General features: G+C 70.8%; 23 protein-coding genes and 1 pseudogene. 10 read left to right on the plus strand and 14 right to left on the minus strand.

The window, feature by feature from the left end:
- The 3 genes from ACWFRU_RS39260 to glgB form a co-directional block, all read left to right on the plus strand.
- Positions 1-367, plus strand: a 367-nt coding sequence (locus ACWFRU_RS39260) for an alpha-glucosidase C-terminal domain-containing protein (RefSeq protein WP_453693125.1), incomplete at its 5' end; no start/stop codon positions are given.
- A 14-nt stretch (positions 368-381) separates the two neighbouring features.
- Complete coding sequence (locus tag ACWFRU_RS39265; RefSeq protein WP_453693127.1) at positions 382-1,728, plus strand: maltokinase N-terminal cap-like domain-containing protein; 1,347 nt, start codon at positions 382-384, stop codon at positions 1,726-1,728.
- A 57-nt stretch (positions 1,729-1,785) separates the two neighbouring features.
- Positions 1,786-4,104 (plus strand): 1,4-alpha-glucan branching protein GlgB, encoded by a 2,319-nt coding sequence (gene glgB, locus ACWFRU_RS39270; protein WP_453693129.1) that lies wholly within the window; start codon positions 1,786-1,788, stop codon positions 4,102-4,104.
- Here the strand turns inward: glgB and ACWFRU_RS39275 are convergent.
- The 4 genes from ACWFRU_RS39275 to ACWFRU_RS39290 all read right to left on the minus strand — a co-directional run bounded on the left by ACWFRU_RS39275 (position 4,040) and on the right by ACWFRU_RS39290 (position 7,139).
- A complete protein-coding gene (locus ACWFRU_RS39275; RefSeq protein ID WP_453693131.1) occupies positions 4,040-4,657 on the minus strand; it encodes a hypothetical protein in 618 nt (205 codons plus the stop codon). The genes glgB and ACWFRU_RS39275 overlap by 65 nt on opposite strands.
- A gap of 76 nt (positions 4,658-4,733) precedes the next feature.
- A complete protein-coding gene (locus tag ACWFRU_RS39280) occupies positions 4,734-5,141 on the minus strand; it encodes a RidA family protein (protein WP_453693133.1) in 408 nt (135 codons plus the stop codon).
- A gap of 185 nt (positions 5,142-5,326) precedes the next feature.
- Positions 5,327-6,430, minus strand: coding sequence for a winged helix DNA-binding domain-containing protein (locus ACWFRU_RS39285; protein ID WP_453693135.1), 1,104 nt, complete (start codon positions 6,428-6,430; stop codon positions 5,327-5,329).
- A 100-nt stretch (positions 6,431-6,530) separates the two neighbouring features.
- Positions 6,531-7,139 (minus strand): DinB family protein, encoded by a 609-nt coding sequence (locus tag ACWFRU_RS39290; RefSeq protein ID WP_453693137.1) that lies wholly within the window; start codon positions 7,137-7,139, stop codon positions 6,531-6,533.
- 106 nt (positions 7,140-7,245) lie between these two features.
- Here ACWFRU_RS39290 and ACWFRU_RS39295 point away from each other — a divergent pair, with 106 nt between their 5' ends.
- Positions 7,246-8,292: a helix-turn-helix transcriptional regulator gene (locus ACWFRU_RS39295; RefSeq protein WP_453693139.1), complete on the plus strand. Its 1,047-nt coding sequence runs from the start codon at positions 7,246-7,248 to the stop codon at positions 8,290-8,292.
- Positions 8,293-8,389: 97 nt separating this feature from the next.
- Here the strand turns inward: ACWFRU_RS39295 and ACWFRU_RS39300 are convergent, their stop codons facing one another.
- Positions 8,390-9,541, minus strand: coding sequence for a hypothetical protein (locus ACWFRU_RS39300; RefSeq protein WP_453693141.1), 1,152 nt, complete (start codon positions 9,539-9,541; stop codon positions 8,390-8,392).
- A gap of 276 nt (positions 9,542-9,817) precedes the next feature.
- Between ACWFRU_RS39300 and ACWFRU_RS39305 the strand changes: the two genes are divergently transcribed.
- On the plus strand, positions 9,818-10,429 hold the full coding sequence (locus ACWFRU_RS39305) for a dihydrofolate reductase family protein (RefSeq protein WP_453693143.1): 612 nt from the start codon (positions 9,818-9,820) through the stop codon (positions 10,427-10,429).
- Positions 10,430-10,453: 24 nt separating this feature from the next.
- On the opposite strand, the gene ACWFRU_RS39310 is transcribed toward ACWFRU_RS39305, so the two are convergent.
- Positions 10,454-11,629 carry a hypothetical protein gene (locus ACWFRU_RS39310; protein WP_453693145.1) on the minus strand — a complete coding sequence of 392 codons (1,176 nt, stop codon included), beginning with the start codon at positions 11,627-11,629 and terminating at the stop codon, positions 10,454-10,456.
- A gap of 168 nt (positions 11,630-11,797) precedes the next feature.
- On the opposite strand from ACWFRU_RS39310, the gene ACWFRU_RS39315 reads away from it, so the two are divergent.
- Positions 11,798-12,250, plus strand: a complete 453-nt coding sequence (locus ACWFRU_RS39315; protein WP_453693147.1) for a hemerythrin domain-containing protein — start codon at positions 11,798-11,800, stop codon at positions 12,248-12,250.
- 78 nt (positions 12,251-12,328) lie between these two features.
- Here the strand turns inward: ACWFRU_RS39315 and ACWFRU_RS39320 are convergent, their stop codons facing one another.
- Positions 12,329-12,490 (minus strand): hypothetical protein, encoded by a 162-nt coding sequence (locus tag ACWFRU_RS39320; RefSeq protein ID WP_453693149.1) that lies wholly within the window; start codon positions 12,488-12,490, stop codon positions 12,329-12,331.
- Between the two features lie 124 nt (positions 12,491-12,614).
- Positions 12,615-13,622 carry a GlxA family transcriptional regulator gene (locus tag ACWFRU_RS39325; RefSeq protein ID WP_453693151.1) on the minus strand — a complete coding sequence of 336 codons (1,008 nt, stop codon included), beginning with the start codon at positions 13,620-13,622 and terminating at the stop codon, positions 12,615-12,617.
- A 69-nt stretch (positions 13,623-13,691) separates the two neighbouring features.
- Between ACWFRU_RS39325 and ACWFRU_RS39330 the strand changes: the two genes are divergently transcribed.
- Positions 13,692-14,648, plus strand: a complete 957-nt coding sequence (locus tag ACWFRU_RS39330; RefSeq protein ID WP_453693153.1) for an NADP-dependent oxidoreductase — start codon at positions 13,692-13,694, stop codon at positions 14,646-14,648.
- A 101-nt stretch (positions 14,649-14,749) separates the two neighbouring features.
- Here the strand turns inward: ACWFRU_RS39330 and ACWFRU_RS39335 are convergent, their stop codons facing one another.
- Positions 14,750-15,787: a Gfo/Idh/MocA family protein gene (locus ACWFRU_RS39335; protein WP_453693155.1), complete on the minus strand. Its 1,038-nt coding sequence runs from the start codon at positions 15,785-15,787 to the stop codon at positions 14,750-14,752.
- A 116-nt stretch (positions 15,788-15,903) separates the two neighbouring features.
- Positions 15,904-16,149: a DUF6479 family protein gene (locus ACWFRU_RS39340; RefSeq protein WP_453693157.1), complete on the minus strand. Its 246-nt coding sequence runs from the start codon at positions 16,147-16,149 to the stop codon at positions 15,904-15,906.
- A gap of 277 nt (positions 16,150-16,426) precedes the next feature.
- Here ACWFRU_RS39340 and ACWFRU_RS39345 point away from each other — a divergent pair, with 277 nt between their 5' ends.
- The gene (locus ACWFRU_RS39345; protein ID WP_453693159.1) at positions 16,427-17,227 is read left to right on the plus strand and encodes a VOC family protein; all 801 of its coding nucleotides are present in this window, start codon (positions 16,427-16,429) and stop codon (positions 17,225-17,227) included.
- A 15-nt stretch (positions 17,228-17,242) separates the two neighbouring features.
- On the opposite strand, the gene ACWFRU_RS39350 is transcribed toward ACWFRU_RS39345, so the two are convergent.
- Genes ACWFRU_RS39350 through ACWFRU_RS39360 form a run of 3 tightly spaced genes read right to left on the minus strand, consistent with a single transcriptional unit; the run spans position 17,243 to position 20,335 of the window.
- Positions 17,243-18,427 carry an alcohol dehydrogenase catalytic domain-containing protein gene (locus tag ACWFRU_RS39350; protein WP_453693161.1) on the minus strand — a complete coding sequence of 395 codons (1,185 nt, stop codon included), beginning with the start codon at positions 18,425-18,427 and terminating at the stop codon, positions 17,243-17,245.
- Between the two features lie 59 nt (positions 18,428-18,486).
- Positions 18,487-19,398, minus strand: a complete 912-nt coding sequence (gene ligD / locus ACWFRU_RS39355) for a non-homologous end-joining DNA ligase (RefSeq protein WP_453693163.1) — start codon at positions 19,396-19,398, stop codon at positions 18,487-18,489.
- A 55-nt stretch (positions 19,399-19,453) separates the two neighbouring features.
- On the minus strand, positions 19,454-20,335 hold the full coding sequence (locus ACWFRU_RS39360) for an SDR family oxidoreductase (RefSeq protein ID WP_453693165.1): 882 nt from the start codon (positions 20,333-20,335) through the stop codon (positions 19,454-19,456).
- 296 nt (positions 20,336-20,631) lie between these two features.
- Between ACWFRU_RS39360 and ACWFRU_RS39365 the strand changes: the two genes are divergently transcribed.
- Both ACWFRU_RS39365 and ligD (ACWFRU_RS39370) read left to right on the plus strand, forming a co-directional pair.
- Entirely contained in the window at positions 20,632-21,333 is a 702-nt protein-coding gene (locus tag ACWFRU_RS39365) for a DNA polymerase ligase N-terminal domain-containing protein (protein ID WP_453693167.1), read from the plus strand.
- Complete coding sequence (gene ligD, locus ACWFRU_RS39370; RefSeq protein ID WP_453693169.1) at positions 21,330-22,334, plus strand: non-homologous end-joining DNA ligase; 1,005 nt, start codon at positions 21,330-21,332, stop codon at positions 22,332-22,334. Before ACWFRU_RS39365 ends, ligD (ACWFRU_RS39370) begins: the two co-directional genes overlap by 4 nt.
- Here ligD (ACWFRU_RS39370) and ACWFRU_RS39375 read toward each other — a convergent pair.
- Positions 22,321-22,401: pseudogene (locus tag ACWFRU_RS39375) on the minus strand (YciI family protein); the annotation flags it as partial. The gene ligD (ACWFRU_RS39370) and the pseudogene ACWFRU_RS39375 overlap by 14 nt on opposite strands.
- Positions 22,402-22,435: the final 34 nt, after the last annotated feature.

A 22,435-nucleotide genomic window follows, 5' to 3' on the forward strand; every position in this document is an offset into this window, starting at 1 on the left:
GGCCTCCATGTCCTCGCCCTCCTCACTCCTGCACTGGACCCGCAGGATGATCGAGATCCGCAAACAGAACCCCGCCTTCGGACTCGGCTCCTACATCGAGCTCGCCTCCTCCAACGCCGCCGTCCTCGCCTTCCTGCGCGAGTACAAGGACGACCTGGTCCTGTGCGTGCACAACTTCTCCCGCTTCGCGCAGCCCACCGAGCTCGACCTGCGGGCCTACGACGGCCGCAGCCCCGTCGAGCTCATGGGCGGCGTCCGCTTCCCCGCCATCGGCGAACTTCCCTATCTCCTGACCCTCGCCGGGCACGGCTCCTACTGGTTCCGACTCTGCGAAAGAGCGCCTAGGACCGTGCGTTCCACAAAGTGATCGGACGTGACGTCATGTCTTCGCCCCTGCTGCTGTCGTACGGCACCAAGCCTCATCCGCTCGCCGGCCCGACGCTGGCGACCCTGCTGAGCCGCTGGCTGCCACGGCAAAGATGGTTCGCCCACCGGGAGCGTGCCGTCACCGGCGTCTCCGTGACGGCCGCGACGGAGCTGACCCCCGACGTCTTTCACCTGCTGGTGCGGGTCGAACAGACCGGACTCCCGCAGGACACCGCCTGTTACCAACTGCTGCTCGGCGCCGTCACCGACCTGCCGCCCCGCCTCAAAGGCTGCCTCCTGGGCCGGATGGAAGGCTCCCAGGGACAGGACCTGTGGGTCTACGACGCGCTCTACGACCCGCGGGCCACGATGCTGCTCCTGGACCGGATCCGGCGCGGCGGCGTCATGGGGGACCTGCGCTTCGAGTCGTTCCCCCGCTCGGCGGTCCCGGCGGGCCTCATGCCGCGCGTCCTGGACGTCGAGCAGTCGAACACGTCCATCGTGTACGGCGACGAGATCATCCTGAAGCTGTTCCGCCGCATCCAGCCCGGCATCAACCCCGACCTGGAGATCCCAGGGGTGCTGGCCCGGCACGGGTACACCCGGGTCCCGGAGCCCGTCGCCTGGTTCCACACCTCCCAGCCGTTCTGGGGCACCTTGGGCGTCGTACAGCGCTTCCTGCCCGGCGCGACCGACGGCTGGACCCTGGCCATGCAATCGGCCCTCGCCCAGGGCGACTTCTCCGACCAGGCACACGAGCTGGGCTGCCTGACCGGCGAGTTGCACGTGGCGCTCGCCGAGTCGTTCCCGGTGGCCGAGCCCACCGCGGACCACCACACGCGGCTGGCCGACCAGATGACCCACCGGCTTCTGCAGGCGGCGGCCAGTGTGCCCGCCCTGCGCTCGCACGTGTCGGGCCTGCGGGAGGTCTTCATCCGGCTCGCCGCGACGGACGGCGGCCTGCACCTGCAGCGCATCCACGGCGACCTCCACCTGGGGCAGGTGCTGCAAGCCGAAGGCCGGTGGCATGTCGTCGACTTCGAGGGCGAGCCCGCCAAACCCCTGGCGGAACGGCGCGCCGACCGCTCCCCGATCCACGACATCGCCGGCATGCTGCGCTCCTTCGACTACGCCGCCCACGTCGAGAAGGCGGCGCGCCCGGAATGGGCCGCGCGCTGCCGCACCGCCTTCTGTGACGGATACGGCGCGACCGGCCTCTTCGATCCGCAGGACATCCCGGTGCTGCTGCACGCACACGAGGCGGACCGCGCCGTCTACGAAGTTCTCTACGAGGCGACCCACCGCCCCGACTGGATCACCGTCCCCCTCCGGGCCGTCGCCCGGCTCGCCCGTCACCACTGATCGTCCGCCACTGATAGCCCGCCAAGGTTCGTCCGTCGGGTTCGAGGAGCAGTACATATGGCCGTCACCGAGGTGTCCCCAGCCGCCACCGCAACCGCCCCCGCAGCCGTCCGCGGGGCCTGCGCGCTGCCCCCACTGGCCGCCGACGACCGGGACCGGCTGCTGCGCGGCGCGCACCACGACCCGCACGCGGTCCTTGGCGCGCACCCCGTGCCCCACGGCGTACACCTGCGCTGCCTGCGCCCCGGCGCGCAGGCGGTATGTGCGGTGCTTGACGGCGTGGTCTGGGAGCTGCACGACGAAGGGGACGGCCTGTTCTCGGGCGGCATCCCGGTGCAGCCGGCCGCCCCCCACACGCTGCGGGTGCGCTACCCCGAGGCCGTCCTGGAGTCGGAGGACCCCTACGGATTCCTTCCCACCCTGGGCGAGCTGGACCTGCATCTCATCTCCGAGGGCCGCCACGAGGAACTCTGGACGGCGCTCGGCGCGCACCTGGGTGAGTACCAGGGGGTGCGGGGCACACGCTTCGCCGTGTGGGCCCCGAACGCGATCGGGGTGCGCGTCTGCGGCGACTTCAACCACTGGGACGGCACGGCGCTGCCCATGCGGTCCCTCGGGTCCTCGGGCGTCTGGGAACTCTTCGTACCCGGCCTGGGCGAAGGGACGATGTACAAGTTCGAGATCACCCGGGCCGACGGCTCCCGGACGCAGCGCGCCGACCCGATGGCGCGCCACACCCAGGCACCTCCGGCGACGGCTTCCGTGGTGACACGCAGCCACCACGAGTGGGGCGACGCCCACTGGATGGAGCACCGGGCCGACCGGCCGGTCCACGCGGCTCCCATGTCCGTGTACGAGGTCCACCTCGGCTCGTGGAGGCCCGGCGCCACCTACCGCGAGCTGGCACATGAACTCACGGACTACGTGAAGATGTTGGGCTTCACGCACGTCGAGCTGATGCCGGTCGCCGAGCACCCCTTCGGCGGCTCGTGGGGCTATCAGGTCACCGGCTTCTATGCCCCCACGGCCCGCCTCGGCACGCCCGACGACTTCAAGTACCTCGTCGACACGTTGCACCAGGCGGGCATCGGCGTCCTCCTCGACTGGGTCCCCGGCCACTTCCCCCGCGACGAGTGGGCGCTGGCCGCGTTCGACGGCCAGCATCTGTACGAGCCGCAGGATCCGCGGCAGGCCGAGCACCCCGACTGGGGCACCCTCGTCTTCGACTACGGGCGCAAGGAAGTACGCAACTTCCTTGTCGCCAACGCCACTTACTGGTGCCAGGAGTTCCACATCGACGGCCTGCGCGTCGACGCCGTCGCCTCCATGCTGTACCTGGACTACTCGCGCGAGGACGGCGGCTGGTCGCCCAACGCCCACGGCGGACGCGAGAATCTGGACGCGGTGGCCTTCCTCCAGGAGATGAACGCCACCGTCTACCGCCGCTGTCCGGGTGTCGTCACCATCGCCGAGGAGTCGACCGCGTGGGACGGGGTTACGAGGTCCACGGACTCTCCCTCGGCGGCCGGACTGGGGGGCCTGGGCTTCGGGCTCAAGTGGAACATGGGCTGGTCCCATGACTCCCTGGCCTACATCGCCCATGAACCCGTGCACCGCAAGTACCACCACGACGAGATGACGTTCTCGATGGTGTACGCCTACAGCGAGAACTACGTCCTGCCTCTCTCACACGACGAGGTCGTGCACGGAAAGCAGGCACTGGTGTCGAAGATGCCCGGCGACTGGTGGCAGCAGCGCGCCAACCACCGCGCCTACCTGGCCTACATGTGGGCCCACCCGGGCAAACAACTCCTCTTCATGGGACAGGAGTTCGCCCAGGGCGCCGAGTGGTCGGAGGCCGAGGGACCCCAGTGGTGGGTGCTGGAGGAGAACAACCCCGCCCACCTCGAACACCGCGCGATCCAGCACCTCGTGGCCGACCTGAACCACCACTACCGCACGGCACCGCCCCTCTGGGAGCAGGACACCTCCCCGTCCGGCTTCCGCTGGATCACCGCCGACGCCGCCGAGGACAATGTCCTCGCCTTCCTGCGCCACGCCTCCGACGGCAGCCCGCTGCTGGCCGTCTTCAACTTCTCGCCCGTGGTGCGCCACGACTACCGGCTCGGCGTACCCCCCGAGGCGGGCGAGGCCTGGGAGGAGATCCTCAACACCGACGCGTCACGCTACGGCGGCAGCGGCATCGAGAACGCACCGCTTCCGCGGGAACCCGAAGCGGGCCACGGCTTCGCCGCGTCCATCAGCCTGACGCTCCCACCTCTGACGGCCCTCTGGCTGCGGCCGGCCGCGGCTACCCCTGCGGGTCATGCACCTGCTGGTCCTGCTCCTGCGGATCCTCGCTCAGGAACTCCGTGACCAGCTCGGGCGGGTTCGCGGCACGGGTCAGGGCGAACATCGCGTCGCGGTCGAACATGTCGTAAAGGATCACGGGCACGGGCCGTCCGAGGACGCCGACGAGCCGGCCGTCGGCGTGCAGGCCGCGCGCGAGGTCGACGCACAGCTCGTGGAACTGTTCGGCGAGCACCTCGCCGCGCTCGTCCTCCTCCTGCTCGGAGAGGTCGTCCTCGTACCAGAGGCCTTGGGCCACCGACTCGGCCCGGTGCAGCTCGGAGCCGACCGGATCATGCGCGGGATCATGGCCGATGACGCGGACGCCGTCCAGCCCCACGGGCCCGAAGTAGGCGTAGTGCCAGCGACTCGCCCACGGCTCCATCCCACCCCCCTGGGCGAACTCCCGGGCCGCGTCGGTCTCGGTGTTGTAGCCGATCGCCAGGTACGGGAACCTCGGGTCCTGGTCGACGCTGTCGATCCGGAACGTGACCGCGTAGATCTCGGCGGTCAACTCCCGCGGGAACTCCGCCAGGACGCTCGCCGCCATCTCCGTCATGTGCTGCCGGAAGGTCGTCAACAGCTCTTCTCCTCACTGGGAACTCGCACCGATCACCCTAATTCAGCCGGTGTTTCGGCGAAGTCCCAGCCGCCGGTCAGTCGATGACCGCGGTGGCTTCGACCTCCACCAGGTGTTCGGGGACGTCCAGGGCCGCCACGCCGATCAACGTGCCCGGCGGCACCGGCGTGACCCCCAGCTTCGCGGCGGCCCTGGCCGCCCCTTCCAGGAAGAGGGGCATCTTGTCGGGGGTCCAGTCGACGACGTACACCGTCAGCTTCGCCACGTCGTCGAAGGAGGCGCCGACTCCGGCGAGGGCGGTGGCGATGTTCAGATAGCACTGCTCGACCTGGGCGGCGAGGTCGCCCTCGCCGACCGTGACTCCCTCGGCGTCCCAGGAAACCTGCCCGGCGAGGAACACCAGCTTCGACCCCGTCGCGACCGACACCTGCCGGTAGACGTCGATCTTCGGCAACCCGTCGGGATTCACCAGAGTGATGGCCATGATGTGTGCGCTCCTCGTCCTTGGAACCTGCGGGATTGATGCCACCGGGACCGGGCAAGTCGCCTTCGCTCTCCGGTGGTTACTTGAGAACCCTAGGAGAGCGTGCGTTGACGTGGAAGAACGCACTTTCCGGTGCCTCAGGAACCTTTTGGTGACCGAGGAGTTCGTGTGGGACCTCCCTCACCTCACTGCGGCGGTCCCGCAGCCGAGATCCGTACGCGGTCGCTCGCGTCGCCGGAGAGGAACGCCGCCAGCGCCTGGCCCTCCTCGGTGACCGCGGTGCGCTCGGCCCGCGAGAAGCGGCCCAGCGGGACGACCGTCACGGTGTCCGCCTCCACCGTCCAGGTGGCGGCGACCCGGCCGTCCACCAGGACGACGCGGGCTCCGGCGACGGACAGACCGCGGTGGGCGTCGTCGATGATGCGGGTGCGGTCCTGGTAACCGAGGATCGCGTTGTCGAAGGCGGGCAAGAACCGCACCGGGGCCGGCGTTTCAGGGTCCGGGCGCGGCGCTTCGGGCAGATCGAGCAACTCCCGGCCCCGCTCGTCCCTGAAGGTGATCAACTCCTCGCGCAGCGCGGCCACGGCTGCCGGCAGTCCGGCGAGACCGCACCAGGCGCGCAGGTCGGCCGATGCGGCGGGTCCGAACGCCGCCAGATAGCGACGCAGCAACGCCTGACCCACGGGGTCGGAGCCGTCCGGGGGCAGCGGGGCGACCTCGCGCTCCAGCCAGGCCGACAGCGGGACGTTGCGCACCCCGGCCTTCGTCCGCCACAGCCCCCGCGGCGGCAACTGCACCATGGGGACGACGGCCATCAGCATCTCCCCCAGCGCCCGCGGCCCCGGCTTCGGCCAGCGCTCGGCGAGGGCCCGCGCCAGCTGGGTCATGGAGCGCGGCTCACCGTCTGCCATGACCGCCCGGCCCGCTGCCGCGAGCTCATCGAGATCCATCCCTTCGAGCTCGCCGCGGTACACGCCGAGCACCCGTTGGCGCAGCATCGTGTCGTGGCGGGCACGCCAGGCCAGGGCGTCGTCGGCGGTGACGAGGTGGACGGTGCGGCGCATGAGGTGGGTACGCACCACGCGCCGCTGTACGAGGTGGTCGGAGAGCTCCGCGGGGTCGAACGCCCGCAACCGCGACCAGAGGCCGAAGAACGGCTCCTGCGGCTCCTGCGCCTGCAGACCGCCGAGGTGCGCGACCGCGTCGAGGGCCGGTACGTCGGCCCGCTCCAGCAGTAACTGCCGGGCGAGCGTCGCGCGGTTGAGCGCCCGGGTGTCCAGCACGGTCATCGGGGACCTCCTGCGGCGGGCCTTGACGCTCACGCCGTTCCTTTCCATCGGTTTCATCCTGCACCCGCGGCCCTCGCCCGGCCCCCGCGGCGGACCTCGCTCAACTCGACGTCCGACCGTCGAGTGCCTCGCGGAGGATGTCCGCGTGGCCCGCGTGCTGGGCGGTCTCGGCGATGACGTGCAGCAGGACCCCGCGCACGCTGCGTACGGCTCCCGGCTCGTGCCAGGGGGCTTCCGGTAGTGGGTGTGTCACCGAGAGGTCGGGTACGGAGGCGATGATCTCCTCGCTGCGGGCGGCGACCTCCTCGTAACGCGCGAGGATCCTGGCCAGCGTCTCGCCGGGCAGCATCCGGAAGCCGTTCTGGTGGTCGATCGCCCACTGCGGGAACTCGCGGGCTGTGCCTGCCGCGAGGTCCTCCCAGGTGACACCGTCGGGCAGGTCGTAGCGCATCGCCGACGGGCCGTCGAGGACGAAGCGCAGCCAGCCCTCCTCGATGGACGCGACGTGCTTGACGAGCCCGCCGAGGCACAGCGCGCTGACGGTCGGCTGCCGGCCCGCCTGCTCGTCGCTCAGCTCGCGCACCGTGTTGATCAGGGCCGATCGCGCGCCGGCGAGTCCGGCGAGCAGGTCGGCGCGTTCGGCGTCGAGAGCCGCGGCGGGGGTGCTGGGAGTACTGGAGGTGGTGGGCGTAGTGGGCGTCGTGGTCACGGTGGTCGCGCCTTCCGGTCGGTGGTGCTCGTTGCCTGGCTGGCAAGCACGACCTTCGCAAGAGAAGCGGTCAGGTTGTGGCCGCTTCTCGCGGCACCATGGAGACATGCCGAAAACCTCGGGGCGACTGCTCTCGCTGCTCTCTCTCCTCCAGGCGCGGCGGGACTGGCCGGGCGCGCTGCTGGCGGAGCGGCTGGACGTCAGCCCGCGCACCGTACGCCGGGACGTCGACCGCCTGCGGGAGCTCGGCTACCCCGTCGTGGCCGTCAAGGGACCCGACGGGGGCTACCGCCTCGACGCGGGCGCGGACCTGCCGCCGCTGCTGTTCGACGACGAGCAGGCCGTGGCGCTCGCCGTGGCCCTCCAGATCGCCACGACCTCCGGCGCGGGCATCGAGGAGGCCGCGGCGCGTGCGCTGACCACGGTCCGCCAGGTGATGCCCGGTCGGCTGCGTCGCCGCATCGACACCCTCCAGGTGACCGCCGTGGAGCGGCCGTCCGTCTCGCCGAACCCCCAGGTGGCCGGCCACGTGCTCATGGCGCTCAGTGCCGCCGTGCACGCCCGCGAGGTACTGCGCTTCGACTACGCCCCCGTGTCCATGCCCGGCGCCACCGACGCCGACCGCGCCGGGCCCCCTCCGCGCCGGGTGCAGCCCCATCACCTCGTCACCTGGGGCTCGCGCTGGTATCTCGTGGCCTGGGACCTGGACCGCGAGGACTGGCGCACCTTCCGCGCCGACCGGATCACCCCGCGCACTCCCACGGGCCCCCGCTTCACGCCGCGCGAGGTGCCCGGCGGTGAGGTGGCGGCCTTCGTCGCCGACAGGTTCCAGGGCTTCGACGGCTCGGGGGACTGGCCGTGCCGCGGCGAGGTGATCCTGGACCTGCCCGCGGCCGAGGTGTCCCGCTACACCCGTGAGGGACTCGTCGAGGAACTCGGCCCCGATCGCTGCCGACTCGTCCTCGGCTCATGGTCATGGGTCGGCCTGGCCGCCGCCATCGGCAGGTTCGACGCCGACATAGAGGTCATCGGCCCGAGCGAACTCAAGGCCGCCTTCGCCCACTTGGCCCACCGCTACGCCAACGCCGCGTCCCCCGAGCCCAGTTGCGAAGCCCGCCCGTCCTCCACCGATCAGGGCCGACCGACAGGGTAATCTCACTGCGGCTCTGCAGTGGGCCATGCCGTACACCTGCGAGGGAGTCCGGCTCCCGGCGCCACGCCCAGGGCGGGGGCGACGCCGGCGCCGCTGCCTACTTGTTCGGGTCCCGGAAGCGGCCGAACGCCTTGGTCAGGGCGCTCAGCGGGGAGCCGTCCGCCTTGACGTGGCCCGGAGCGGAAGGGCGGGGCACGCCGTCGCCTCCGGTCACCTCGGCCAGCGCGGCCTGCGCCGCCTCGGCCGCCTGCTGGTACAGGTCGCGGGAGGTCGTCATGGCCTCGAGGGCCTCGGCGTACCTGGTGACCATGTCCTGGGCGTGGGTCAGCTCCTCGTCCGGGGTGAGCAGGTGCCAGCCCTGGCGCAGCCTCGTCAGGGCCTGTTCGGCCTCGGCGCTCAACGGTCGCGGCAGCGCTGCGAACTCCTTGATCCTGTCGAGGAGTTCGGTCGGTTCCGAGCCGTCCAGGAACACGGTGCGCACCGTGAACCGCTCCGCGTCGTAGCCCGGCGTCGGCGGCGCCGTGGGCAGCACCACGGCGCCGCCGCGCGGCATCCGCACGCTCAGCTCCCGCTTCATCGCGAAGTCGGCGATCTGCGCCTGTTCCGGTGTGCCCCGGTGCTCGACCACCTGGTGGCGCAGGCTCGGCGGCAGGAACACGGAGAGCGGCCGCTCCCCGATGGCGTCCGGCGTCATCGCCTCGTGCACCACGAGATGGATGAACCAGCTCTGCCGAGTGCAGTCACGCAGCCGGTGGCGCAACTCGTCGTCGTCCTTCGGCAGGTGGTTCGCCGTCCGCAGGCGCACGCCCGGCACCGTGTCGTGGTCCCAGGCGACCCGGTCGCTGTCGGGCCAGAACATCAGGGCGGGCGACGGCCAGTGCATGTCCCACACCGCCTCCGCCTCGGCGGCGAGGACCCAGGTGACGCCCTCGCCTTCCTTGCGGCGGCTCTCGGGGTCGTACAGGGTCAGCTGCGCGCGCACCGTGACATCGTCGGCCACCCGCCAGCGGGCCTCGAAGAGGCGGCGGGCCGAGGGGCCGGGGTCGGCGGACTCGTCCCGCGGATGCAGGACGGTGGAGCGGGCCGCGTCGACGGGGTCGAGGTCCAGGAAGTCGTCGAGCACCCCGGCCGCCTTGAGGGCGATCAGGTTGCGCCGGACATCCTGCTCGGGCTCGGGCCCGAGGTGGCGCCCGCGCCCCAGCCACGCGGTGTCGGGGACGGTGGTCGAGGAGCTGCTTTTCTTGGCCATAAAGTCGTTCTGTGAGTGATCGGGGCCCGACCAGTATGGCCCTTGGATCTCAGGAGGGAAGCGGGACCCCGCCCTCGGCCGCGCCACGCCGGACGGACCGTACGTAAGGCGTCAAGCCGCTCCGATCCCGCCATCGCAGGTCAAATCGCAGGTAAAACGGGGCGTGAACTCCGCACACATCAGATCGATGTCGCCCGGACCGATGAGTCCTCGTGCGGCACGCTGTCTGAAGGGTGAGAGGGACGGCCGGTCCCCCGATCACGAAAGTGGTGCGCGATGAGGTTGGTACTGCAGGAGTTCCTGTCGCTCGACGGCGTCTACCAGGGCCCGGGGGCGCCGGACGAGGACACCAGTGACGGGTTCACCCGGGGTGGCTGGTTCGTGCCGCATCTCGACGAGGAGTTCGAAAGGCTGGCGGGTACGTGGCTCGGTCAGGCCGACGCGTTCCTGTTCGGCCGCCGTACGTATCTGAACTTCGCGCGGGACTGGCCGAAGATGACCGAGCATCCGTCGGCCGCCATCTTGAACGGGCTGCCGAAGTACGTGGCCTCCCACAGCCTGACCACGGCCGAGTGGGACCCGACCACGATCCTGTCCGGCGACATCCCCGCCCAGGTCGCCGAGCTGAAGCGGCAGCCCGGCCGCGAGCTGCAGATCCACGGCAGCGGGCGCCTCGGCCAGTCCCTGCTGGCCGCCGGCCTGGTCGACGAACTGCGCCTGGCCATCGCGCCCGTGATCGTGGGCACGGGCCGCCGCCTCCTTCCGGACGGCGGCGCGCCGGTCGGTCTGCGGCTCCTGAGCAATGAGACGACGCCGGGCGGACTGGCGATTCAGGTCTACGAAGCGGCGGGACGACCGGAGTACGGAACGTACGGGGCCGACGCGTAACCCTCCCGACGCCGCTCGCTCGGGTCAGCCGCCTCGCTTGAGGCGTACGACGACGGGGGCGCCGAAGGGGTCTCCCGACTGGTTGACCTGGACGTGCCCGGCGCCCAGCCACTCGTCGGTGCCCGGCACCCGGTGGATCTCCTTCAGCCACAGCGACTGGTTGGACTCCTTGCGGGCTCCCGACGACAGCGGCAGGCGATGGCGCTTGATCTTCACGCACCGGCCGTCGTCGGTCATGTACCAGTTGCCGTCGAGGAACAGGCCCTTTTCGTCCTGGCCCACCGGGGTCCGCAGCTCGCATCCACCGGGCGCGGCCTTCTGTTCGACCCACTTCGAGCCGTCCCAGCGCAGCCGGATGTACTGCTCCTCGGGTTCGTTCTCGACCTCGCCGTGGTTGAAGGAGTTCATGCCGTACGCGCGCACCTCGCCGCTGTCGAGCGCGAAGACCTGGCCGAGGCCGGCACCGGGCTCGGGCGGAAGCGGCTCCTCGAAGCGGAATTGCGGAGTCTCCACCGCCTTCCAGGAGGTGCCGTCCCAGTGCATCGACGCGGGCTGGCTGTACCCGCCACCGGAGCCTTCCAGCTCCGTGCCCGGCCCGGCCGAGCGGCTGCCGACCGCCCAGACGTCGTCCGGTCCCACCACGGTGAGGTCGGCTGCTTCGTACGGCAGCTGGGTGGCGACCCAGCGGGTGCCGTCCCAGTGCTGGGCGGTCCGCTCGCCGCCGAGGGCCCAGATGTCGTCCGGGCCCTCGGCATGGAGCTCGCCAGGGTTGCCCGGCGGTGGGCTGGGCATCGCGGACCAGCGGCTGCCGTCCCACTTGGCCCAGCGGCTCACGGCGGAGGCATCCTCCGAGCCCTGCGGCCGCAACCACAGCTCGTCTCCTCCTGCCTCTTCGAGCAACGGCGGGTAGACGCTGTCGCCGAGAGCTTCGGGAAGGGGTTCGCGCTTCCACGCCGAACCGTCGTAGTGCAACAGGCGGGCCTTGCCCCCGCCGTCGTTCTCGCTCCCGACGGCCCAGATGTCGTCCTCGCCCAGGACAGCGACATCGGACAGCTCCCCACTGAAGTCCGCGACGTGCTCGAACTCCCAGGTGAGCGAACCCTTGGGCCGGTCATCTTTCCCGGCAGAACGCGTACTCCGCGACTCACCGGGCTCGGCACCTGCCCCACACCCCGCCGCCCCGAACACAACGGCCAGCACAAAACCGACCGCCACTCCCCTACTGCAGATACCCCTGATCCCCACCACGCCGCGAATGATCGCTCCCCCTCGTCCCACGTCAGCGAGCGGGCAGCCTACCTGGTCCCCCGTCGAGCGCACGCGCGTGGCGTCCCTGCGTCAGGGCCGGGTTTCGCCTAGAACAAGCGCATGTGTCACTACTGCGGTTGTCGAGAGATTCCTCTGATCAAGGAGTTCATCGCCGAGCACGAGCGCGTCACCGATGCGGCGGGGGACGCGGTCCGTGCTCTGGAGCGGGGGGACACCGTTCGGGCGCGCACGCTCGTGGATCTCATGGCCCGTGAGCTGGAGACGCACTGGCGGGGTGAGGAGAACGGACTGTTCACGGTGATGCGCGAAGATCCCGAGTACGCGGACTACATCGCGGACCTGGAGCGCGAACACCGCGAGCTGGCAGCGCTGTTGCCCGCTCTCGACCTGGCCGATCCCGACGACGTACGCACTCTCGTCGAAGCCGTCGAGGAGCTGCACCGGCACATCGCCAAGGAGGAGGACGGTCTGTTTCCGGCCTCGCTCACCGCGCTGGACGGCGAGGAGTGGAACCGCTCCATGGCGGCCTGGCGTGAGGCGCACCCCTCGTGAGGGGGCGCCGGAGCATGACTGCGGCGCCTCACCTATCCCTCAGGGGGCAGGTGAGGCGCCGTAGCTAGGCCTCTAGGCCTAGAAGTCCATGTCGCCGCCCGGCTTGCCGCCGCGCTCAGGGCGTCGGTGCTCCTCGACCCTCTCGACGTCGGTCTGCTCGTCCTGCCTGCGGGGCTGCTGCTTGCTGCGCTCCTGGTCGCGAGCGCGGCGCTTGTCCCGGGGAGACTGACGTTTACCCATGGTCGATCCTTACTTTCGGTGCACACCCCCTTGCGTGCAGTGACCATTCCAGTGCAACCCCACCCCCGGCAGCTGGCCGTTACATCTACCGCCCCGCTCCGCGATCGGTGCGCATCAGTGCTGGTCAGGGCCTTGCGTCGCCCGCGACCGCTCCCGCTCCCGCCTGGAACGTCTTCCGGTACACCTGCGGCGACACCCCGATCGCCGCGTGCAGATGCTGCCGCAACGACGTACCCGTGGCGAAGCCCACCTCCGCGGCGATCCGGTCGATCGGCAGGTCACTGGACTCGAGTAGCTGCCGGGCCCGGTGCACCCGCTGCTGGATCAGCCATCGGCCGGGGCTCGTGCCCGTCTCCTCCTGGAAGCGGCGGGCGAAGGTGCGCGGGCTCAGCCGGGCGTGCGCGGCCAGCTCCCGCAGGGCGAGCGGCCGGTCGAGGTGCTCCAGGGCCCAGGCACGGGTGGCGGAGGTGCCGGTGGCGCCCTCGTCCGGGATCGGCTGCTCGATGTACTGGGCCTGGCCGCCCTCCCGCCACGGGGGTACGACACAGTGCCGGGCGACCCGGTTGGCGACCGCGCTGCCATGGTCGGAGCGCACCACGTGCAGGCACACGTCGACCCCGGACGCGGCCCCCGCCGAGGTCAACACATCACCGTCGTCGACGAACAGCACGTCGGCGTCCAGGTCGACGCCGGGGAACATCTTCCGGAAGTGGTCCGCGAGCGCCCAGTGCGTCGTCGCGGGCCGCCCGTCCAAAAGCCCGGCCGCGGCGAGCGTGAACGCCCCCGTGCAGATGGAGACGAACCGCGTGCCCGGCCTGACCCGCGAGAGCGCGTCGCGCACCGGCTCCGGCAGCTCGGCGGAGATGCGCCGCAGGGAGTACGGCGGCAGCACCACCGTGTCGGCGCTCGCCAGCGCCTCGGGGCCGTGCTCGACGGTGATGCTGAAATCGGCGTCGGTGGCCACCGTGCGGTCGTCCGTCGCCGTGCAGGTCACCACCTCGTAGGCCCCGGGGACCAACGGGAAGACCCTGTTGGGGATGCCCAGCTCGAAGGGGTAGACGCCGTCGAGGGCGAGTACGACCACACGGTGCGGGCGACCGGGGAGAAAGTCCATCGGATCCATCGAAGCCATGGCACGATTCTATCGCTGAATGGCAATCTTGCCATTGCCCAGGTCAGACCCTTGCCGCACGCTGGAGTCATGACCAACGACACCGTGACCATGAAGGCCATCAGCCAGGACGTCCTGGGCGAGCCCGACGTACTCAAGGAGATCGAGGTCGCCCGCCCCGAGCCCGGAGTCGGCCAGATCCTCGTCGCCGTGCACGCGGCGGGCGTGAACCCGACCGACTGGAAGCACCGCAGGTTCGGTGCGTTCCTGGGACAGCCTCCGTTCACGCTCGGCTGGGACGTGTCGGGCGTCGTCGAGGCGGTCGGCATCGGCGTCTCGCTGTTCGAGCCGGGCGACGAGGTGTTCGGCATGCTGCCGTACCCGTACGGGGCCGGTTCGCACGCCGAGTACGTGACCGGCCCCACCCGCGCCTTCGTGCCGAGGCCCGCGGGGTTGAGCCACGTCGAGGCGGGCGCCCTGCCGCTGGTCTCGCTGACCGCCTGGCAGGCCCTGGTGGACAACGCGCAAGTAGAGCCGGGCCAGCGGGTGTTGGTGCACGCGGCGGCCGGCGGCGTGGGCCACGCGGCGGTGCAGATCGCCAAGGCACGCGGCGCCTACGTCATCGGCACGGCCTCGGCCGCCAAGCACGACTTCGTGCGCGGCCTGGGCGCGGACGAGGTCATCGACTACCGCACCGCCGATTTCGTCAAGGAGGCCCGCGACATCGACGTCGTCCTCGACCCGCTGGGCGGCGAGGACCGGCTGCGCTCCCTGGAGGTTCTGCGTCCGGGCGGCATCCTGGTGTCGATCCTGCCCGGCAACTTCGGTGAAGTGGCCGAGCGCGCCGCCGAGTTGGGCGTGCGCGCCACGGACATGCTCGTGGAGCACGACCAGGCGGGCATGACGGCCGTCGCCGCGCTCGCCGAGTCCGGGCAGCTGCGGGTCCACGTGTCGCAGACGTACCCGCTCTCCGAGGCCGCCAAGGCACACGCGGAGGGCGAGACGGGTCGCGTCACCGGGAAGCTGGTGCTCAACGTCCGCCCGTAGGCACACCTGATCGCCTCGGTGCGAAGGCATCGGCATGGCACGAAGGCGGGGTGGGCGGCACCGATCCGGTGCCGCCCACCCCGCCTTGCCGCCATTGCCCTTCAGTCCCGCCGCACGGCCCGCCCGTAGAAGTCCGGGCGTTCGACCAGTTCCACCTCGACGCGGCCGCCCTCTCGCTGGGACACCACGCCCGCCTCGCACACCGCCGCGGCCGCGTAGCCGTCCCAGGCGCTCGGTCCTGTGACCTCGCCCCTGCGGGTGGCGTCCACCCAGGCCTGCACCTCACGGTCGTAGGCGTCCTCGAAACGCTCGACGTAGTCCGGGGGCATGTGGCCTCCCCACCGGCCGTCGACGCTCACCCGGGGCCCCTGTTCGTCCCCGATGCGCACGGTTCCCCGCTCGCAGACGGCCTCGGCCTGGACCTGGTAGCCGTAACCGCAGTGGCCGAAGATCTCGACGTCGACGAGCGCGCCCGCCGCGGTCTCGAACAGGACGAGCTGAGGGTCGTTCATGCCGGCCGGGGCGAGCGACGACGGAGCCGGGTGGTGCACGGTGACCGCCACGATCTCCTGGTCGAGCAGCCAGCGGGTCGCGTCCACCTCGTGGGCGACCGAGCTGGTGATGAGCATGTCGTCGGTGAACCCGGGCGGCATGGCCAGGTTGCGGTGGCGTTGGTGCAGCATCAGCGCCCGGCCCAGCTCGCCGCTGTCGAGCATGGCCTTGAGCTTCGCGTACTCGCAGTCGTAGCGCCGCATGAAGCCCACCTGGATGCGCCGGTGCCCGAGCCTCTGCTCCGCCTCCAGGATCCGCAGGGAGGAGGCCGTGTCCGGAGTCATCGGCTTCTCGCACAACACCGGCAGATCAAGGCCGAGCGCCTCGGTCAGGGCCGCCTCGTGGGCGGGACCGGGAGAGGCGATGAGTACGGCGTCCACCTCTCCCGACGCCATGGCGGCCACCGGATCGGTGTAGGCCGTACAGCCGTCGATCGTGGCGGCCAGGGACTTCGCCCGCTCCGCCTCGATGTCGGCGACGGCCGCCACCCGCGCTCCACTGATGACGTCATGGAGCCGGCGCACATGATCCGCGCCCATCTTCCCGGTGCCGATGACGGCCACACCGAGTTCTTGCTGCGATGGCATGACGGTGGTGTCTCCCCTCCTGGTGGCGGGCTCCCCCGCACTCGTCTCCGGCGAGAGAACCCTCCCTCGCGCCACACCGTCGACGCCAGACCCCCTTCACCGCCCCGCCCCGACGCTCAGGGGTGCGGGTGTCCCTGGTCGGGGTCGTCGTCGGGGGTCTGCCAGGTGGTGCCGCGCTGGGCTTCGCCGCTGGGGGGATCGACGTTGTGGGCGGGCGTGGTGGGCTCGGTGCGGCGGGCCGCGCGGCGCCGTCCGCTGACGAACATGGCGAGCAGGCCGATGACCACGGCGACGCCGACGATGATGAAGATCAGCGAGCCGCCGCCCTCGACGGCCAGAACGGTATAGCTGTGAGTGCGCATATCACTCATGTACCCCATTTGGTGAGAAAACGCGCCCGCCAGTCGCCTGATGCCCACTGACGCCGTCATGGGCCCGGGTTCCCGGCCCGTGGTCATCCATGCAGGGGAATGGGTCGCTTGTGCCTGGCGCGACGCGAGGCCCCTCTGTGGGGATGATGGAGCCGACAGGGATCACGGGCGCGGGCCGCCGATGCGGGTCGTCACCCGGCCGCACAGGTCGGGCGCCAGTAGCCCGAAGAGGGTGGGGCGCCCTTCGACCTCGGAACGGTACACAAAGATGAGCAGCCAAAAGGCATCCGCAAGCCGCAACGTTCCCACCAGCTCGGTGTTCGGCGCACCCTGTTGGGTCAGCCTGACCACGCGGGATCTGGAGTCCGCGCAGGCCTTCTACCACGCCGTACTGGGGTGGGACTGGCGCGTCGGCAAGCTGGGCGACCAGTACCGGTTCGCGAGTGTGAACGGAGTTCCGGTGGCGGGTGTGTCCGCCGTCGAGGCCATGGGGCGGGCGGCCGTGGCCTGGACCCCCTTCTTCGCCGCATCCGACGCGAACGAGACCGTGGCCCGCAGCCAGGAGCGGGGCGGGACGACCGCGGTGGGGCCCCTCTCGTTCCCGCCCGGCCGGGCGGCGCTGCTCGCCGACCGCGAAGGAGCCGTCTTCGGCATCTGGGAGGGCGAGCTGGTGTCCGACTGGGAGGCGTGGCGCCGCGCGGCCCCGGTCTTCGTGGAGCTTTACACCCGTGACGCCTTCGACGCGGCCATCTTCTACGCGGAGGTCCTCGGCTGGGCGTCCACGTCATCGGGCTGCTGCGAGGTCCACTACGAGGACGAACGGGTCGTGCTGCGCAGCCAGGGTGACATCGTGGCCCGCATCCATTCGGGCGCGGTGGAATCGGCGCCCGATCCGGAGATCCGGCCCCACTGGCAGATCCACTTCACGGTCGACGACGTGGACGCCTGTATCCGGGCCGCGCGCGCCCACGGCGGCAGCGTGCTGCAGGGAGCTCAAGGTGCCACGGAGGCGCTCCTGAGCGACCCCGACGGGGCGCACTTCGTGGTGAACTCGAAACCGGCGCGGTGAACGCGACGTCCGGTCTCACGGCCTGAGCAGTGTCTTGATCATCCCGTCTTCCTTGTCCTGGAACATCTGGTACGCCTTGGGGCCCTCTTCAAGGGCCATGTGGTGCGTGGCGAAGTCGTCGACGCCGAGCGGGTCCTCGTCGGTGAGCAGCGGCAGGATGTCGTCCACCCAGCGCCTGACGTTGGCCTGCCCCATGCGGAGCTGGACCTGTTTGTCGAACATGGTCAGGAGCGGCATGGGGTCGAGCGCGCCGCCGTAGACACCGGAGATGGAGAGGGTGCCGCCGCGGCGGACGATGTCGATCGCCGCGTGGTAGGCGCCGAGGCGGTCGACGCCGGCCCGGTCCATGAGCTTCCCGGCCATGGCGTCGGGCAGCAGGCCCATGCCCCAGTGGGCCGCCTTGGCCAAAGGCGCACCGTGCGCCTCCATTCCCACCGCGTCGATGACGGCGTCCGTGCCGCGTCCCTCCGTCAGGTCACGGATCTCGTTGCCGAGATCCTTTCCGTAGCGGCGCAGGTCGAAGGCCTTGACGCCGTCGGCGTAGGCCCGGCTCAGCCGCTCGGGCACCAGGTCGACCCCCACCACCAGGCTTGCTCCCCGGTGCAGCGCGATGCGCGCGGCCATGGCGCCGATCGGGCCCAGGCCCAGGACGGTCACCGTGCCACCGGGCGGGATGTCCGCGTACTCCACCGCCTGCCAGGCGGTGGGCAGCACGTCGGAGAGGAAGACGAACCGGTCGTCAGCGGGACCCGTCGGCACCTTGATGGGCAGGGTGTTGCCGAACGGCACCCGCAGGAGTTCCGCCTGCCCGCCGGGCACCTGCCCGTAGAGCTTGGTGTAACCGAACAGGGCGGCGCCCGTGCCGCGCTCCTTGACCTGGGTGGTCTCGCACTGCGAGTGCAGACCTCGGTCACACATGAAGCAGTGCCCGCAGGAGACGTTGAACGGCACCACCACGCGGTCACCGGCCGCCAGTTCGGTGACGCCCGGGCCGACTTCCTCGACGATGCCCATCGGCTCGTGCCCCAGGATGTCCCCGGGGTCGAGGTAGGGGCCGAGGACCTCATACAGATGCAGGTCGGAGCCGCAGACCCCGGTGGACGTCACCCGCACGATGACGTCGGTCGGCTCCTTGAGCACGGGGTCGGGCACCGTCTCGACACGGACGTCTCGTTTGCCGTGCCAGGTGAGTGCACGCATCGGACTCTCCTCCAGTAGCGGTGACTCTCGGCCCCTGCCGGTCTCCTGTGGGGGCGTCGCTATGCCTGTGTGCGTCCTCGCAGCCGCTTGGCGGCGGCGCTCACGCCGCGCGCGCGGCGGGCGAGGCCGGCCCAGGGGTCCTTGTCGAGGCGGTCCCCGAGGTCGGCCACCGTCCAGCGGCGGGCGGTCAGCCCGGGTGTGTCCAATTCGTCCCAGGCCAGCGGCACGGCCACGGGGGCGCCGGGTTTGGAGCGGACGGCGAACGGGGCGACCACAGTCTGGGCGTAGCCGTTACGCGCCACATCGAGGTACAGCCGCCCCTTGCGCGCGTCCTTGCGGGGCTCGGCCGTCAGCTCCTTGTCGTACCGCGCCACCAGGGTCTCGGCGGCGGCGCGGGCGAACGCGAGCACGTCGTCGGCGTCGTCGCGCCGGTTCAGGGGCACGACGACGTGCAGGCCGCGTGAGCCAGTGGTCATCAGGCCCGACGGCAGGTCCAGTTCTTCGAGCAGCTCGTGCAGTTGGTGGGCCGCGCTGCGCACGGGCTCGAAGTCGTCTCCTGGCGGGTCGAGGTCGAAGACCAGGCGGTCGGGGCAGCGGGGCCGGTCGGCCCGGCTCAGCCAGCGATGAGGGGTGATGCAGGCCTGGCCCGCCAGATAGACGAGCGTCGCCGTGTCCTCACAGACGACATGCGTGACCTCGCCGCCCTCCTTGGCCACCGTGACGCGCTTGATCCAGTCGGGGAAGTAGTCGGAGACCTCCTTCTGGTAGAAGCGGTCGCCGTCGATCCCGTCCGGCATCCGCTCCAGCATCAGGGGCCTGCCGCGCAGCTCGGGCAGCATGCGCGGCGCCACACGCCGATAGTGCTCGGCGAGGTCGGCCTTGGTGATGCCGTCCTGCGGGAAGAGCTCCTTCTCGGCTCGCTTGACCTCGACCTTGCGTCGTCCGACCTGCAGCTCAACAGTGGGGCTCACGTCACCGCCTCCTTGGCGCCGATGCTTCCGCGGTCCTCTCGTTCCCCCGGCCGGGTCACGGCAGCGGCGTGCCTCCGGTGGCGTTCATGATCTCGGCGGTGATGAAGCTCGCCTGCTCCGATGCCAGGAACACATAGGCGGGCGCCATCTCGGCGGGCTGGGCGGGACGGCCGATGGGGGCCTGCTTGCCGAACTCCTTGGTGTCGGGCAGCGTGGCCGGGATCAGCGGCGTCCACACGGGCCCCGGGGCGACGGCGTTCACGCGGATACCGTTCTCGACCAGCATCTGCGCGAGCCCCTGGGTGAAGGTGACGATGGCGCCCTTGGTCATGGCGTAGTCGAGCAGGTGCGGGCTCGGCTTGTAGGCCTGCACCGACGTGGTGTTGATGATGGATCCGCCCGAGGGGATGTGCGGCACGGCCATCTTGCACAGCCAGAACATGCCGTACAGATTCGTGCGTACGACGCGGTCGAACTGCTCCGTGGAGATCTCCGTGATGCCCTCGGGCTGGGACATCTGATAGGCCGCGTTGTTGACCAGCACGTCGATGCGCCCGAACTCCGCCACCGCACGCTCCACGAGGCGACGGCACTGCTCCTCCTCGCGGATGTCGCACGGTACGGCAAGCCCGCGCCGCCCGGCCTTCTCGACGAGGCGCACCGTCTCCTGGGCGTCCTCCGCCTCCGTGGGCAGATAGGTGAACAGGACGTCCGCGCCCTCGCGTGCGTAGGCCAGGGCCACGGCCCGGCCGATGCCGGAGTCGCCGCCGGTCACGACCGTCGCCCGGTTCCGCAGCAGGCCGCTCCCCTGGTACGACTCCTCGCCGTGGTCCGGGGGCGGGTCCATCGGGCCGGTCCAGCCCGGCGGCTCCTGGTCCTGCGAGGCGAACTCGGGCTGCGGGTGCTTCGTCGTCGGGTCCTGCGGGGTGTCACCCATGGGTGCTCTTCCTTCCTCGGATCCACTCATCCCAGCTTGCTCCGCACCTCTCGGAGGCGCGAACGCCTGACACCGATCACGGTGTACGACCTGCGCGAACGCGAGCCGTCGGTGCATCGGGTGTCCCGCGGGCCGCGGTCCCACACATACAAGTGCGCACAGGACGCCGGCCGGGGCCACAGGACCGGCGACCGGGGAGCGCTCGCCGTGCGGGTGGGATCGGGGGTGCATAACCTGGCCGGGGCCGAGCAGGCCCATGCCCGAACGGATCAGCGACCCGACGGAAGGGGCCCGCCGTGAGCGAGAAGGACGGTCTGCGGACCTACCGCGGCAAGCGGCACTTCGACAGGACGAGCGAGCCGAGCGGCGAACCGCCGGCGAGGCGCGCGACCGATCCGAAGACGGGCCCGGATGCGGACGCGCAGACGGATGCGGCCGATGAGCCCGTCTTCGTGGTGCAGATCCACGACGCGAGCACGATGCACTTCGACTTCCGCCTGGAGGTCGACGGCGTACTGAAGTCCTGGTCGGTCCCCAAGGGCCCCTCCACCGACCCGCACGACAAGCGGCTCGCCATCCCCACCGAGGACCACCCCTTGGAGTACCGGGACTTCGAGGGGGTGATCCCCTCCGGCGAGTACGGCGGCGGGACCGTCATCGTCTGGGACCACGGCACCTACCGGCCGACCAGCCACGACGAGCGCCACCGGCCGGTGCCGTTCGGCGAAGCCCTGGAGAAGGGCCACGCCACGTTCGAGCTGCACGGCGAGAAGCTGCGCGGGCAGTACGCGCTCACCCGCTTCCACGGCCGCGAGGAGAAGAGCGGGGGCTCCGCCGCCAAACCGACCTGGCTGCTCGTACGGACCGGACACCGCTCGGGCGGCGGAACGCCCGACCCACGGCGGGCACGGTCGGCGCGCAGCGGCCGTACGCTGCGCCAGGTCGCCGAGGCGCCGGACGCCCCGACATGGCACTCCGACAGCGGTGAGCAGGCATGACCGGCCTGCTCGACGGCCTGCCGCCGGGCCTGGACGGCCGTATCCGCGAGGCGAGGCCAGGCGTCGAGCTGGCCGCTTCCCCGATGCTGGCGACCCTCACCGACCTGCGGAACTTCCCGGACGGCTGGATCTTCGAGCGGAAACTGGACGGCGTCCGGGCACTCGCGGTGCGCGAGAACGGCCAGGTGACGCTGCGGTCCCGGTCCGGGCGACGGCTCGACGCCACGTACCCGGAGATCATCGAGGCCCTCGCGGGACAGGACACCGAGGACTTCACGCTCGACGGCGAGATCGTCGCCTACTCCCACGGCAGGACCGACTTCGGGCGACTGCAACAGCGCATGGGACTCACCCGGCCCGCCGATGTCGCGGCGAGCAAGGTCGCGGTCACGTACTACGTCTTCGACCTGCTGCGCCTGGACGGCATGGACGTACGGCGGCTGCCGCTGCGCACCCGCAAGTCCCTGCTGCGCCGCTCGATCACGTTCACGGCCCCGTTGCGATTCAGCACCCACCGCAACGAGGGCGGCCCCGAACTCCTCGCCGACGCGTGCCGCCGCGGCTGGGAGGGCCTCATCGCCAAACGGGCCGAAAGCACCTACCAGGCGCGCCGCTCGGGCGACTGGCTCAAGCTGAAGTGCTCCCGGGGCCAGGAGTTCGTGGTGGGCGGCTTCACCGAGCCCACCGGCAGCCGAGAAGGCATCGGCGCGCTGCTCATCGGCTACTACGAGGGCGAACGGCTGCGGTACGCGGGCAAGGTCGGCACCGGTTTCGACCGGCGTACGCTGCTGGCCCTGCGCCGGCAGCTCGACGAACTCCGGCTGACGGGCTCGCCGTTCGCCGACCCGGTCGCGGAGCGGACCGCGCACTGGGCACAGCCGCGTCTCGTGGCTCAGGTCGCCTTCACCGAGTGGACGCGCGACGGAATGCTGCGCCACCCCCGCTACCAGGGACTGCGGGACGACAAGAACGCGGCCGAGGTCGTCAGGGAACGACCCTGAACCTGAGCACGTCGTTGACTGTGGCCGGGGTGCCCCGGTAGTGCTTGAGCAGCAGGTACTTGGCCATAATGTTCTTTCTGATACGAGCTGATACGAGGACT

It is taken from the genome of Streptomyces sp. NPDC055099 (assembly GCF_053607685.1).